The 14,727-nt window shown below is 72.2% G+C and carries 11 protein-coding genes; 2 read left to right on the top strand and 9 right to left on the bottom strand.

What is annotated here, in order from left to right; genetic code table 11:
* Window positions 1-72 precede the first annotated feature (72 nt).
* The 9 genes from gatB to AC3IPY_RS08600 form a co-directional block, all read right to left on the bottom strand.
* Window positions 73-1,593, bottom strand: a complete 1,521-nt coding sequence (gene gatB / locus AC3IPY_RS08640; protein WP_489188032.1) for an Asp-tRNA(Asn)/Glu-tRNA(Gln) amidotransferase subunit GatB — start codon at window positions 1,591-1,593, stop codon at window positions 73-75.
* The gene (gene gatA / locus AC3IPY_RS08635) at window positions 1,593-3,125 is read right to left on the bottom strand and encodes an Asp-tRNA(Asn)/Glu-tRNA(Gln) amidotransferase subunit GatA (RefSeq protein WP_489188031.1); all 1,533 of its coding nucleotides are present in this window, start codon (window positions 3,123-3,125) and stop codon (window positions 1,593-1,595) included. The genes gatB and gatA overlap by 1 nt, the downstream gene beginning before the upstream one ends.
* A complete protein-coding gene (gene gatC, locus AC3IPY_RS08630; RefSeq protein WP_489188030.1) occupies window positions 3,122-3,424 on the bottom strand; it encodes an Asp-tRNA(Asn)/Glu-tRNA(Gln) amidotransferase subunit GatC in 303 nt (100 codons plus the stop codon). Before gatC ends, gatA begins: the two co-directional genes overlap by 4 nt.
* A 116-nt stretch (window positions 3,425-3,540) precedes the next feature.
* On the bottom strand, window positions 3,541-5,325 hold the full coding sequence (locus AC3IPY_RS08625) for an alkaline phosphatase family protein (RefSeq protein WP_489188029.1): 1,785 nt from the start codon (window positions 5,323-5,325) through the stop codon (window positions 3,541-3,543).
* Between the two features lie 39 nt (window positions 5,326-5,364).
* The gene (gene ligA, locus AC3IPY_RS08620; RefSeq protein ID WP_489188028.1) at window positions 5,365-7,701 is read right to left on the bottom strand and encodes an NAD-dependent DNA ligase LigA; all 2,337 of its coding nucleotides are present in this window, start codon (window positions 7,699-7,701) and stop codon (window positions 5,365-5,367) included.
* 106 nt (window positions 7,702-7,807) lie between these two features.
* A complete protein-coding gene (locus AC3IPY_RS08615) occupies window positions 7,808-8,566 on the bottom strand; it encodes a phosphotransferase (RefSeq protein WP_489188027.1) in 759 nt (252 codons plus the stop codon).
* A gap of 64 nt (window positions 8,567-8,630) precedes the next feature.
* Window positions 8,631-9,452, bottom strand: a complete 822-nt coding sequence (locus AC3IPY_RS08610) for a hypothetical protein (RefSeq protein WP_489188026.1) — start codon at window positions 9,450-9,452, stop codon at window positions 8,631-8,633.
* 158 nt (window positions 9,453-9,610) lie between these two features.
* Window positions 9,611-10,732: a tRNA 2-thiouridine(34) synthase MnmA gene (gene mnmA, locus AC3IPY_RS08605; RefSeq protein WP_489188025.1), complete on the bottom strand. Its 1,122-nt coding sequence runs from the start codon at window positions 10,730-10,732 to the stop codon at window positions 9,611-9,613.
* Between the two features lie 47 nt (window positions 10,733-10,779).
* Window positions 10,780-12,018: a cysteine desulfurase family protein gene (locus tag AC3IPY_RS08600; protein ID WP_489188024.1), complete on the bottom strand. Its 1,239-nt coding sequence runs from the start codon at window positions 12,016-12,018 to the stop codon at window positions 10,780-10,782.
* Window positions 12,019-12,057: 39 nt separating this feature from the next.
* Between AC3IPY_RS08600 and glgX the strand changes: the two genes are divergently transcribed.
* Window positions 12,058-14,211 (top strand): glycogen debranching protein GlgX, encoded by a 2,154-nt coding sequence (gene glgX / locus AC3IPY_RS08595; protein WP_489188023.1) that lies wholly within the window; start codon window positions 12,058-12,060, stop codon window positions 14,209-14,211.
* The gene (ybaK, locus tag AC3IPY_RS08590; RefSeq protein ID WP_489188021.1) at window positions 14,211-14,708 is read left to right on the top strand and encodes a Cys-tRNA(Pro) deacylase; all 498 of its coding nucleotides are present in this window, start codon (window positions 14,211-14,213) and stop codon (window positions 14,706-14,708) included. Before glgX ends, ybaK begins: the two co-directional genes overlap by 1 nt.
* The last annotated feature ends 19 nt before the right edge of the window (window positions 14,709-14,727 follow it).

The following is a 14,727-nucleotide window of genomic DNA, read 5'->3' as shown; positions in this document are numbered from 1 at the left end:
CGAGCCGGCCCCGAACACGACGCGGGCGGTGCCGGACCGATCGGTCCGGCACCGCCCGCGTCCGGCGCGCGGCTATTCGGCAGCGGTCGCCCGCTCGAGCACGAGCTCGCGCACGCGCGCGGCATCCGCCTTGCCCTGCATGGCCTTCATGACGGCGCCGATGACCGCGCCGGCGGCCTGCACCTTGCCGTCGCGGATCTTCGCGAGCACGTCGGGCTGCGAGGCGAGCGCCTCGTCGATGGCGGCGATGAGCGCGCCGTCGTCGGAGACGACCGCGAGGCCGCGCTCGTCGACGATCTGCTGCGGCGACCCCTCGCCCGCGACGACGCCCTCGAGCACCTGGCGCGCGAGGCGGTCGGTCAGCGTGCCGGCCTCGACGAGCGCGGCGAGCTCGGCGACATGCGCCGGAGACACCAGGCTCGTGGCATCGCGGTCTGCGGCGTTCGCGAGACGCGCGATCTCACCCGTCCACCATTTGCGCGCGGCGGCGGGCGTGGCGCCGGCCGCGACGGTCTCGGCAAGCTCGTTGAGCATGCCCGAGTTCGCCACGATCTGGAACTCGTCGTCGCTGAAGCCCCACTCGGCCTTCAGGCGCCGGCGGCGCGCGGCGGGCGCCTCGGGCAGCGCCGCACGCAGCTCTTCGATCAGCTCGGGCGAGGGCACGACCGGAAGCAGGTCGGGCTCGGGGAAGTACCGGTAGTCGTCGGCATCGGACTTGGGGCGACCGGCGCTCGTGGCCCCGGTGTCCTCATGCCAGTGCCGGGTCTCCTGCGTGATGGTGCCGCCGTCGGCGAGGATCGCCGCCTGACGCTGGATCTCGTAGCGCACGGCGCGCTCGATCGACCGGAACGAGTTGACGTTCTTCGTCTCGGTGCGGGTGCCGAGCTTCTCCTGGCCGCGCGGGCGCAGCGAGACGTTCGCGTCGCAGCGCAGGTTGCCGCGCTCCATGCGCGCCTCGGAGATGCCGAGCGAGATCGCGATGTCGCGGATCGTCGACACGTAGGCGCGCGCGAGCGCGGGGGCATCCGCCTCTGCGCCGAAGATGGGGCGCGTGACGATCTCGACGAGCGGCACGCCGGCGCGGTTGTAGTCGACGAGCGAGTACTCGGCGCCCTGGATGCGACCGGTCGAGCCGCCGACGTGCGTGAGCTTGCCCGCGTCCTCTTCCATGTGCGCGCGCTCGATCGGCACCCGGAAGACCCGGCCGTTCTCGAGCTCGACCTCGACCTCGCCGTCGAAGGCGATGGGCTCGTCGTACTGCGAGATCTGGTAGTTCTTCGCGAGGTCGGGGTAGAAGTAGTTCTTTCGTGCGAAACGGCTCGACGGCGCGATCTCGCAGCCGAGCGCGAGCCCGAGCGAGATCGACTTGCGCACCGCCTCGCCGTTCACGACCGGCAGCGAACCCGGCAGGCCCAGGCAGACCGGCGTGATGAGCGTGTTCGGCTCGGCGACGTGGAACGCCGAGTTCGCCGGGTTCGGCGCCGACGAGAACATCTTCGTCGTGGTGTTCAGCTCGACGTGCACCTCGAGCCCGATGACGGCTTCGAAGAGCTCGAGCGCCTTGTCGAAGTCCATGAGCGCGACGCGGGCCATCAGAGTGCACCTTCCTCGGCCGCAGCCATCTCATGCGAAGACAGGTCGGGCGCGCGGTTCAGCAGCGGCCCGCCCCATTCGGCCTCGAGCAGTCGCTCGAGCGCGCCGCCGACGTTGTAGAGGCGCGCGTCCTGGCGCGCGGGCGCGAGGAACTGGATGCCCACCGGCAACCCGTCTTCGGGCGCGAGACCGGCCGGCAGCGAGATGCCCGGCACGCCGGCGAGGTTCGCCGGGATCGTCGCGACGTCGTTGAGGTACATCGCCAGCGGATCGTCGAGCTTCTCGCCGAGCTTGAACGCCGTGGTCGGCGCCGTGGGCGTGGCGAGCACGTCGACCCTCGCGAAGGCGTTCTCGAAGTCGCGCTGCACGAGCGTGCGCACCTTCTGGGCGCTGCCGTAGTAGGCGTCGTAGTAGCCCGCCGACAGCGCGTAGGTGCCGAGGATGATGCGGCGCTTGACCTCGGGTCCGAAGCCGGCCTCGCGCGTCGCGGCCATGACCTGCTCGACCGTGCCGCCGCCCTCGGGCGTGACCCGCAGGCCGAAGCGCACCGAGTCGAACTTCGCGAGGTTCGACGAGGCCTCGGCCGGGAGGATCAGGTAGTACGCGGCGATGGCGTACTCGAAGTTGGGCGCGTCGATCTCGACGATCTCGGCGCCGTTGCGCTCGAGCAGCGCGAGCGACTCGTGGAAGCGCGAGCGCACGCCCGCCTGCACGCCGTCGGAGTCGAGCTGCTTGACGACGCCGATGCGCACGCCCGAGACATCCGCTCGGCGCACCGCGTCGGCCATCGACGGCCAGGCCTCGGGAATCGAGGTCGAGTCGTGCGGGTCGTGCCCGGCGATCACGTCTTGGAGCAGGGCCGCGTCGAGCACCGTGCGCGTGACCGGGCCGATCTGGTCGAGCGAGGAGGCGAGCGCGATGGAACCGTAACGGCTCACGGCGCCGTAGGTGGGCTTCACGCCGACCGTGCCGGTGACATGCGCGGGCTGGCGGATGGACCCGCCCGTGTCGCTGCCGAGTGCCAACGGCGCCTCGAAGGCGGCCACGGATGCCGCGGAGCCGCCGCCCGATCCGCCGGGGATGCGCTCGAGGTCCCACGGGTTGTGGGTCGGGCCGTAGGCCGAGTGCTCGGTGGAGGAGCCCATGGCGAACTCGTCCATGTTGGTCTTGCCGAGCGGGATCATGCCCGCCTCGCGCACGAGCCGCACGGGGGTGGCGTCGTAGGGTGGGATCCAGCCCTCTAGGATGCGCGAGCCCGCGGTCGAGGGCATGCCCTCGGTGACGAGCACGTCCTTGATGGCGATCGGCACGCCCGCGAGCGGGCCGAAGGACTCGCCGGCCGCGCGGCGACGGTCGACGTCGGCCGCGGCGGCGAGGGCGCCCTCGTCGTTCACGTGGAGGAACGCGTGCACGGCGCCGTCGACCGCGGCGATGCGATCGAGGTGCGCGCGGGTGGCCTCGACCGACGAGACGTCGCCGGCCGCGATCCTCTCGCCGAGCTCGGCGGCCGTCAGGCGGATGATGTCGCTCACTGTTCCTCCCCGAGGATCGCCGAGACCACGAAGCGCGAGCCGTCGGCCTCCGGCGCGCCCGCGACGGCCTGCTCTGCGGTGAGCACGTCGTCGCCGACGACGTCGGCTCGGAACACGTTCTGCATCGGGATCGGGTGGCTCGTGGGCGGCACGTCGGGCGTGGCCACCTCGCTGACCTTCTCGACCGCGTGCATGATCTGGCCGAGCTCCGTCGTGAGATGCGCGATCTCTTCTTCGGTGAGCGCGATGCGGGCGAGGTTCGCGAGATGCGCGACCTGCTCCGCCGTGATTTCGGACATGCTGCTCCGTCGTCTCGTGATGGGGATGCACCGATTCTATCGGGGCGACGGTGTCACGATCTCGCCCCTGCGCGGCTCGACCGGCGAGCACCGACTCGCCGCGTGCGGCGGCCGTGCTACCCCTGCACGCCGAAGAGCCCGTCGCCGTACTCGTGCAGCAGCGCGTACGCCTCGGCATAGGTCTCGGGTTCGGGCTCGTCCTCACGGCCGAAGCGGGCGAGCAGCATGCCGAGCAGGCCGCGCGCCGGCGGGCTGAGCGGCTTGTCCTTGTGGGCGTGGGCCGGATGCGGGGCCTCGGCCTGCGGATTCGGCGGGAGGAACTGCGGCGTGGTCGACGGCCAGGTCGACGGATGCCGCGGAGCATCGAGGTTGACGGCGTTGAAGAGGTTGTTCGCCCCGGCGTCGCGGCGCGTGAGCGGCTTCAGTCCGTGCAGCCGCGAGAGCGTCGCGATCACCGCGGCGTGATGCATCTCGTCGTGCACGATGGTACCGGCGCGCGTGTACGCCGAGACGGCGATGGCCGGCACGCGGCATCCGAGCCGGTCGAACTCGAAGCCCATCTCGCCCGGCTCCTCGTCTTCGTGCGGCGGGATCGCCGCGGGCGGCGGAACGTGGTCGTAGGTGCCGCCGTGCTCGTCGAAGGTGATGAGCAGGAGCGTGTTGAGCGCGTTCGAGCCGGTGGGGCTCGCGCTGGCCCTGACCGCCTCGTAGATGCGATGCACGAGCAGTTCGCCCGCGCGCACGTCGGACACCGCGCTGTCGATGATCTCGGTGCCGTCGAAGTCGGACTCGCGGAGCCTGCCGACCGGCGGATGGAAGTCGTTGTGGTTGTAGACCAGGCGCGGCTCGATGAACGCGTACGCGGGCAGGTCGCCCGTGCGCACATCGTCGTAGAAGCGATCCATCGTCGCGAAGTGGTCGGTGCGCCAGTACCGCTCGAGCGATGGGGCGTGCAGCACCCCCGTGAGCGAGACGAGCTGGAGCTCGTCGAAGTAGATGCGCCAGTTCAGCCCGGCCTCTTCGAGGCGGTTGAAGATCGTCGGGGCGGGCTCCGCGTCGATCCACTTCTCGTAGCCGCCGTCGTGCTTGTTCGTCACGAACCCGTGCGAGGTCGACGCATGGAAGAACGAGCGGTTGCAGAAGGTCTGCGACGGGACGCCGCAGTGCCAGGCGTCGTAGACGGCGAAGTTCTTCGCGAGCGTCGAGAGCACCGGCAGCATCTCGGGCGAGAAGGAGCCCATGATCTGGCCGGCCTCGTCGGCCGTGGGCTGTGCACCCTTCTTCAGCCGCTCGTAGTTGATGACGTAGTCGGTGAGGAAGCCCTCCATGGTCGGCGTGCGACCGGCGGCCGGGGCGTTGTAGGGCGCGTCCATGTCGCCGACCTCCACCTCGGAGTTCGATGCGGGCTCGACGATGCCGAAGAGCTGGGTGTTGACATGGGGGTACTCCTCGCCCGGATCGGGATCGGGCCTGCCCATGATCTCGTCGGTCGTGCCCGTGTACACGTGCACGGGCACTGCGTTGCCGTCGGGACCGGTGTTCGCGTAGTCGCCGAAGGCGAGGCCGTCGAACCGCTGCCCGTCGGGAACGTCTTCGGGCGTGTACAACCAGCCGAGCAGATTGTCGAAGGACCGGTTCTCGCCCATGACGACCACGAGGTGGTCGAAACCCGCCTTCTCGCGCGGGGCGAGGGCCGCGAAGTCGTCGGCCCCCTCGGCGTACCCCCGAGCCTGGCCGACCGCGAGCCCGGCCGCCGTGCCGCCGCCCGCGCCGACCACGGCGCCGGCCGCCGCCGCACCGCCGATCTTCAGGAAATCGCGCCGGGACGCGCCATCGGCCGTGGGACCTCCGCCGCCATCACCACCATCGGTCTGCGGCGCCGTGCGCCTGTCGTCCGCCAATCCGCTCCCCCTCGCGTCAGTCGATCGGTTCTCGCCGGGTCAGCCGTCGAGTGCGGCGGGCCCCTCGCTGACCAGCACCGCGAACTGCGCGGCGTCGAGCACCCGCAGGCCGAGCTCCTCGGCCTTGGCGAGCTTGGAGCCGGCCCCCGGCCCGGCGGCCACGAAGTCGGTCTTCTTCGACACGCTCGAGGCGGCCTTGCCGCCCGCCGCGATGATCGCCTCCTGCGCGCCCTCGCGCGTGAACCCCTCGAGCGACCCGGTGGCGACGACCGTGAGACCTGCGAGCACGCCGCCGGCCTCGGCGGCCGCTCCAGGGCCCGGATGCCCCGGAGTGGAGAACTGCACACCCGCGGCGGCCCACCGATCGACGATGTCGAGATGCCAATCGACCTCGAACCATTCGATGAGCGAGTCGGCGATGATGCCGCCCACGCCGTCGACCTGGGCGAGCTCGTCGCGGGATGCCGCGCGCACGGCGTCGAGCGACCCGAACCAGTCGGCGAGGGCGCGTGCCGCCACGGGGCCGACGTGGCGGATGTTGAGCGAGACCAGCAGACGCCACAACGGCTTGGCCTTCGCCTTCTCGAGTTCGGCGAGCAGCTTCGTCGCGCCCTCGGACGGCCGCACCTCGCGGAAGTCCTTGCGCACGCCCGCCGCCCGTCGTTCGGCCGGGGTCAGCGCTTCGGTGCCGGGCGGATACGTCGCGGGCCCGAGCTTCTGGAACGGCGTGCGCCGCACCGGCAGCCCCGACTCCTCGTCGATCTTCGGCTCGCCGGTCTCGGCGTCGCGCACGACGACCTCGATGGGCACGAGCTCGTCGAGCGAGAGTTCGAACAGGCGCGCCTCGGTCACGAGCGGCGGAACGTCGGGCACGACGGGCTGGGTCAGGGCCGCGGCCGTGACCTCGCCGAGGGCCTCGATGTCGAGTGCGCCACGCGATCCGATGTGCTCGACGCGGCCGCGGACCTGTGCCGGGCAGGCCCTGGCGTTCGGGCAGCGCAGGTCGATGTCGCCCTCTTTCATGGCCCGGAGCGGCGTGCCGCATTCGGGGCAGAGCTCGGGCATCTGCCACTCGACCTCGCTGCCGTTGCGGAGCTGCTCGACCGCACCGAGGATCTCGGGGATGACGTCGCCGGCCTTGCGCAGCACGACGGTGTCGCCGATGCGCACGCCCTTGGCACGCACGACCTGCTGGTTGTGCAGCGTGGCCTGGCGCACCGTGCTGCCGGCGACCTTGACCGGCTCCATCACGGCGTAGGGCGTCGCCCGCCCGGTGCGGCCGACGCCGACGACGATGTCGAGCAGCTTCGTGTGCACCTCTTCGGGTGGGTACTTGTAGGCGATGGCCCACCGCGGGGCGCGGCTGGTGGCGCCCAGCTCGTCGTGCAGCGCGAGCTCGTCGATCTTCACGACGATGCCGTCGATCTCGTGCTCGACGTCGTGGCGGTGCTCGCCGCGGTCGGCGATGTAGTCGGCGACCTCGTCGACGCTGCCGAAGACGCGCGAGTGCGGCGAGACCGGCAGGCCCCACGAGGCGAGCAGCCCGTAGATCTCGGACTGCGCCGTCACGTCGGGATTCGCCCACGCCCCGATGCCGTGCAGGTACATGGAGAGCCGACCGAGACGTTCGCGCATGAGGGCGAGGTCGGTCTCGCTCTTGTTCTCGCGCCGCTGACGCAGGCTGCCGGCGGCGGTGTTGCGGGCGTTCGCGAACTCGGCGTACCGCGTCGGGATCGCATCCGCCGGACGCCCTCTCGCGACCCAGTCGGCCTCGAACGCCGCCTGGAGCTCGTGCTGTCGCTCGTTGAGCGCCTCGAAGTCGGTCGTGCGCAGGAACACCTCGCCGCGCACCTCGAAGAAGTCGGGGTACCCGCCGCCCTCGAGGCGGCGAGGGATCACCGGGATCAGGTCGACGTTCTCGGTGATGTCTTCGCCGACCCTGCCGTCGCCGCGGGTGGTCGCGGTCTCGAGCACGCCGTCGCGGTAGGCGAGGCTGATCGCGAGCCCGTCGATCTTCAGCTCGCTGAGCCAGTGCACGCGTCGGCCCGCGGACGCCTCGGCCTTGGCCGCCCACTCGCGGAACTCCTCGATCGAGAACACGTTGTCGAGGCTGAGCATGCGCTCGGCGTGCTCGTGCTCGGGGAAGCCCGCGGACACGATGGCCGCGCCGACCTGCTGCGTCGGGCTGTCCTGGCCGGCGAGTTCGGGGAACTCGCGCTCGAGGGCCTCGAGACGGTGGAAGGCCTCGTCGTACTCGGCGTCGGAGAGCGGGGACCGCCCGTCGCCGTAATAGGCGAGCCGCGCCTCCTCGATGCGCTCGCGGAGGGCCTCGGACTCGGCGTGGGCAGCTTCGAGGTCTGCTGGGATGTCGCTCACAGCGCCATCCTATGAGCGGCCACCGACGCGTGGAGGCTCGGCCTCGCCGTGACGGTGGCATGCGGGGCGGCGGATGTCGCGAGTCGGCGCGTGTTCGCGCGCTCGATCAGGTCGCGTCCCAGAGTGCGCGGTAGTACCCGATGCGCTCCGCATCGGGTTCGATGCCGTAGGCCTCGAAGTAGGCCGGCTCGTACCCGTCGCCGAAGTTCCACTCGAGGCTCCAGCTCCCGACCGCGAGATCGGCCCACCGGTCGGCCACGCCGAGCCTGGCGAGGTCGACGAGGGCCGCGAAGCCGCCCGCCTCGTCGATGAGCGTGTTCGGCGCGCAGGGGTCGCCGTGGCAGACGACGAGGCGGTCGGCGGGCGGCGGCCGGTGCAGCGCGGCCGGCACCACGATGCCGGCGCGCTCCGCGACGGCGATGCGTGCGCGAACCGACCAGTCGAACGGGCAGTCGGCGGCCTCCACCGTGTCGTGCAGGCGTCGGAGCCCTTCGCCCATGGCCCGCGCCGCGGCATCCGGTCGCGCCCTCCAGCGGTCGGACACCGCGGACTCGGCCGCGATCGCCCCGGTCGCGAGCCATTCGCCCGAGGAATCCGCACCGGATGCGATCACCTGCGGTGCCGGGAACCGGTCGCGCAGCCACGCGAGCCGGTCGGCCTCGGCCGCGAGCGACTCCCCCGACCCGATGGGATCCCACTTCACGAACACGCTCTCGCCGCCCGTTGCGCCGTGGCCGATGCGGAACGTCAGTCCCCCGGCGCTGTTCTCCCAGACGGGCGTCACGGGCGCACCCGCGGCGAGCGCGGCGACCGGTTCGGGCACCGCGGTCTCACCGACCGGCGCCCCCGCGAGCTCCCGCGTCATCGCGGCGCCGCCGAACGACGGGCGACCCCCGGGATCGCCCGTCCGGCGTCGGCGCGGTCTCGGCTCATGCCTCGTCCGCGAACCCCGCACGGTCCACCCGACGGTGGTACCGCGTGCCGCTCATGCCGCCGAGCACCGCGCCGGCGAGGCTCGCGACGAGCACGACGGCCGAGGCGATGAGGCCGGCGACCGTGAACTCCTCGGCGCTCATGCTGAGGCGCGGGTAGAGGTCGGCGTTGGAGAGCACGTCGACCTGGCTGCCGATGATGACGCTCACGAGCGAGACGACGATCGCGATGACGAGCGCCCACACCCACACGGCGAGGCCCTGCAGCGCGCCGTTGAAGCGGGCCATGCGGGCGGCGACGTATCCGCCGCACCAGTACGACGCGAGCAGGATCGCCGCGAACACCGCCACGGCGATCCAGCCGAGGCTCTCGGAGGCGACGCCCGCGATCACGACGGCACGATCGGGCGTGTCGAATCCGAGTACGGCGCCGATGCCCGCCACCGCACCCGTGAGGATCGCGGCCGTACCGGTCGCGGTCAGCCAGCCGAACAGCGCCGAGCCGAGCTTCACCCCGCCGAACGCCTCGCGCTGGCGGGCGACCACGATGCGCCGGGCGGCCGCGCCGCGCAGGGCCGCCTCCTCGTCGTCGATCGGAACGACCTGAGCGGATGCCTCGTCGGCGACGGTCGCGTCGGATCGGACGGGCACGGCGTCGGCCGCGGCCGGCGCGACGGCCGGGTACGCGACCGTGTCGCGCTCGTCGGGCGAGGTCGTGCGGTCGGCGCGCTCGTCGATCACGGTCGCGGTGGTGGTCGCCTGTCGGTCGCCGTCTCGCTCGGCGCCGTCTCGTTCGGCGGGAACTCGGGGGGTGCTCACGTGGTCCTCCTCGGGTGGGGGCGCCGACCTGATGTCGGCGTACGCGCCAATCTATTGGAGGTCGAGACCCCGCCACTGGGCCTTGACACAGGCATCGACGCGCCGGTATTCACGCGCGAACGGTGCTGCCGACAGCGCTGCAGAGCGGATGCCGCGGCTCAGACTCCGACGGGCACCGCGCTGACCGTGCGGTCGATCGTGAACTGCCCGAGCACGCGCGTGCCGACGTAGATCACCGCGGTCTGACCGGGGGCGACCCCGTCGAGCGGGGACTCGGGGGTCACCACGAGTTCGGCCGCGCCCGAGGCATCCGCCATCATCTGCGCGACGGCGGGAACGGGGTCGGCGTGCGCTCGGATCTGCACCTCGCACGCGAACTCGGTCGCCGGGTCTTCGGGCGCGAGCCCGGCCCACGAGAATCGCGATCCGGCGATGACGCCGATGGCCAGGGCCTCTTTCGGGCCGACGACGACCGTGTTCTCTTTCGGGCGCACCTCGAGCACGAAGCGCGGCTTGCCGTCGGCGGCGGGGGTGCCGAGGCGCATGCCGCGGCGCTGGCCGACCGTGAACGCGTGCGCGCCCTCGTGCGAGCCGACCACGGCGCCCGCGCGGTCGACGATGTCGCCCGTCTCGGTGCCGACGCGCTCGGCGAGCCAGCCCTTGGTGTCGCCGTCGGGGATGAAGCAGATGTCGTAGGAGTCGGGCTTCTGCGCGACGCTCAGACCGCGGCGCGCCGCCTCTTCGCGCACGAGCGCCTTGGAGGGCGTGCCGCCGAGCGGGAAGTACGCGTGCGCGAGCTGCTCGGCCGTGAGCACGCCGAGCACGTAGCTCTGGTCCTTCGCCTCGGCGCTCGCCCGGTGCAGCTCGAGCGCACCCGACTCGCCGGGCAGCACCTTGGCGTAGTGCCCGGTGGCGACGGCGTCGAACCCGAGCGCGAGCGCCTTCTCGAGCAGGGCGGCGAACTTGATGCGCTCGTTGCAGCGCATGCAGGGGTTCGGCGTTCGGCCGGCGGAGTACTCGGCGATGAAGTCGTCGACGACGTCGGCCTTGAAGCGCTCGGAGAAGTCCCACACGTAGTACGGGATGCCGAGCACGTTCGCGGCGCGCTGGGCGTCCATGGAGTCCTCGATGGTGCAGCAGCCGCGGCTGCCGGTGCGCAGGGTGCCGGGCATGCGGCTGAGCGCCAGGTGCACGCCGACGACCTCGTGGCCCGCCTCGACGGCGCGCGCGGCCGCGACGGCGCTGTCGACGCCACCGCTCATCGCTGCAAGAACCTTCACCACTCCAGTGTAGGCAGGGTGTCTGAGCGGATGCCCCGTGGCCGACGTCAGCGGTCGAACGACGTGCTGCGGGCCGCGAGCCCGGCCTTGCGCGCCTGGGCGTGCGCCGCGGGCAGGGCGGCGAGGAACGCGTCGACGTCGGCCTCGGTGGAATCGTGTCCGAGCGTGATGCGCAGCGCCCCGCGTGCGTCGGCCTCGCTGCGGCCCATGGCCATGAGCACATGCGAGGGTTCGGGAACGCCGGCCTGGCAGGCCGAGCCCGTCGAGACGGCCACGCCCGCGGCGTCGAGCAGGAACAGCAGCGAGTCGCCCTCGCAGCCGTCGAACGAGAGATGCACGTTGCCCGGCAGGCGTCCGGCCGGGTCGGGGTCGCCCGAGAGCCGCACGCCGTCGACCGCGGCGAGCGCGCCGGCGATGAGCCGGTCGCGCAGCCCCGCCATGCGTTCGGCATCGGCCTCGAGCGAGGCGTGCACGGTCTCGGCGGCGGCCGCGAACCCGACGGCGGCCGCCACGTCCTGCGTGCCGGAGCGCACCTTGCGCTGCTGGCCGCCACCGTGGATGAGCGGTTCGAGCGCGGCGGAGCGGTCGAGCACGAGCGCGCCGACGCCGGCGGGCCCGCCGATCTTGTGCGCCGAGACGCTGAGCGCGACGAGGCCGGCGCCACGGGGAGCCGCGGTCGCCCGGCGGATGCCGCGCACGTCGATCGGCACCTGCCCGTAGGCCGAGATCGCGTCGACGTGCAGCGGCACGCCGACCTCGGCCGTGAGCCGGGCGACCTCGTGCACCGGCTGGATCGTGCCCACCTCGTTGTTGCCCCAGAGCATCGTGACGAGGGCGACGGATGCCGCGTCGCGGCGCAGCATCCGCTCGAATTCGTCGAGGCGCAGACGCCCGACCCCGTCGAGCGGAACCTCCTCGACGACGGCACCCTCGTGGGAGGCGAGCCACTCGACCGTGTCGAGCGTGGCATGGTGCTCGCCGGCGGGGACGAGGATTCGCGCTCGCAGCGCCGACCCGTCGGGCGCCGTCGTCTGCCGGCTCCACCACAGGCCCTTGATCGCGAGGTTGACCGCCTCGGTGCCGCTGCCCGCGAGGATGACCTCGATGCCGTCGACCCCGAGCGTCGCCGCGATGCGCTCGCGGGACTCCTCGAGCACGCGCTTGGCGTTCTGCCCGGCGCTGTGGATCGACGCGGGATTGCCGACGAGTCGCATGGCGTCGACCATCGCCTCGACGGCCTCCGGCCGCATGGGCGTGGTCGCCGCGTGGTCGAGGTAGACCGCCATGCGCATTCCTTCCGTCCGCCGAGAACTACTCTAGATCGCATGTCTTCGAGCGATCCCCTCCGCGATCTGGGCGCGACCGCCGGTGCCGACGGGGGCACGGTGCGGGTGTGGTCCGAACATGCGACCTCGATCGAGCTCGAGGTGTTCGATCGCGCCGACGCCGGCTGGGCCAGCGACCGGGTCGCCCTCGCACGCGACGAGCACGGCGTCTGGCAGGGATCCTCGCCCGCCTTGACGCCCGGCACCCGCTACGGCCTGCGCGTCGACGGCCCGACCGGCGTCGAGCACGCCTTCAACCCGGCGCAGACTCTGCTCGACCCGTACGCCCGCGGTCTCGCCGCGGTCGGCGACGGGTCCTGGCGCGGCGTCGCGCTCGGCCCGCTCGCGAGCGACCTCGCGAGCGGTGGCGATGGCGGCGACGGCGACGGCGGGTCGGCCGGCGACCCCTTCGACTGGGCCGGCGCAGCCAAGCCCCGCGTTCCCCTCGACCACACGGTCGTCTACGAGGCGCATGTGCGCGGGTTCTCCAAGCTCAACCCGGCGGTGCCCGAGGCGCTGCGCGGCACCTACGCGGGGCTCGGCCACGACGCGTCGATCGAGTACCTGACGGGCCTCGGCGTCACGACCGTCGAACTGCTGCCGGTGCACGCCTTCGCCTCCGAGCACCGCCTGAAGCGCCAGGGCCGCGTGAACTACTGGGGCTACAACTCCCTCGCGTTCTTCGCCGTGCACGCGCCGTACGCGACCGCGGCCGCCCGCGCGCAGGGCGCCGTCGCCGTGCGCCGCGAGTTCGCCGACATGGTGCGTCGCCTGCACGGGGCCGGCCTCGAGGTCGTGCTCGACGTCGTCTACAACCACACGGCCGAAGAGGGGCGACAGGGCCCGACCCACTCGTTCCGCGGCATCGACAACGCCGCCTACTACCGGCACGACGCGCACGGGCGCTACGTCGACACCACCGGATGCGGCAACACCCTCGACTTCGGACGCGAGGAGCCCCGGCGCCTCGTGCTGGACTCCATGCGGTACTTCGCCGACGAACTGCAGGTCGACGGATTCCGCCTCGACCTGGCGGCCACGCTCGGCCGCGACGACCACGGCGGCTACACGCCCGACCATCCGCTGCTGCAGGCCATGCTCGCCGACCCGGTGCTCGGCACGACCAAGCTCATCGCCGAGCCGTGGGACGTCGGCCCCGACGGCTGGCAGACCGGCAACTTCCCGCGCGGCTTCATCGAGTGGAACGACCGCTACCGCGACCGCATGCGCGACTTCTGGCTCGGCGACCTGCGCCGCGAACGCGAGACCGGCGACGCGGGCAGCGGCATCGGCCGGTTCGCGACCCGCCTCGCCGGGTCGGCGAACACGTTCACGCGCGAACGCGGCCCGCTCGCGAGCCTCAACTTCATCACCGCGCACGACGGCTTCACCCTCGCCGACCTCACCGCCTACGACGTCAAGCACAACCTCGGCAACGGCGAGGACAACCGCGACGGCACCGACAACAACAACTCGTACAACCACGGCGTCGAGGGCGACACCGACGACGTCTCGGTGCTCGCGGCGCGTCGGCGCAGCATCCGGAACCTGCTCGGCACGTTGCTGCTCTCGGCCGGCGTGCCGATGCTCACCGCGGGCGACGAGTACGGGCGCTCCCAGCGCGGCAACAACAACGCGTACTGCCAGGACTCCGACCTGACCTGGCTCTCGTGGTCCGCCGACGATCGCGACGCCGGGCTCGAGGCGACAGCGAGGCGACTCGTGCACCTTCGCCGCGACAACCCGGCGATCCGCCCGGTGCGCTTCGGCGTCTTCGGCGAGACCACCCCGAGCGCGTCGCAGATGGACTGGTACACCGCCGACGGCGAGACCATGACGATCGACGACTGGAACGACCCCTCGGAGCGCACGCTGCAGTACCTCGCGGCGTCCACGCCCGAGGTCGAGGAGTTCAACCGCATCCTGCTCGTCGTGCACGCCCACGAGGAGCCGACCGAGGTCGTGCTGCCCGCGCACGACGGCGTGACCGGCTACATGCTGCTCTGGGACTCCTCAGACGAGCACCCCGTCACCGAGGCCAGCGAGCACCTTCCGGGCGAGCGCGTCTCCGTTCCCGCGCAGTCGATGCTGCTCTACCGCGCGCTCGGCGACGCGACGAGCGACGCGCCCGCGGCCGTGAGCGGTCGCCTCTGATGAAGAAGCGGGCGGATGCCTCGGCCGGAACGCCGGCGACCGTCGCGCTGACCGGGGCCGGCGTCGCATTCCGCACGCACGCCTACGAGCACGATCCGCGCGCGGCCGCCTACGGGTTGGAGGCCGCCGAGAAGCTCGGCATCGACCCCGACCTCGTCTTCAAGACCCTGCTCGCCTCGGTCGACGGCGCGCTCGCGGTCGCGATCGTTCCGGTCGCGATGCAGCTCGACCTGAAGGCGTTCGCCCACGCGCTCGGCGGCAAGCGCGCCGAGATGGCCGACCCCGCCGTGGCCGAGCGCAAGACGGGCTACGTCGTGGGCGGCATCAGCCCCATCGGGCAGAAGACGCCCCTGCCGACCGTGCTCGACGAATCGGCCATCGTCTGCGAGAGCGTGTTCGTGTCGGGCGGGCGCCGCGGACTCGACCTCGAACTCGCGCCCGACGACCTGCTCGCGGTCACGTCCGGCCGCTACGCGCCCATCGCACGGAGTCGCTGAGTCCTCGAGCCGTCGGCCG

The sequence above is a fragment of the Agromyces sp. GL_144 genome (assembly GCF_057834305.1).
This window is presented reverse-complemented; position numbering and strand designations above follow the sequence as displayed.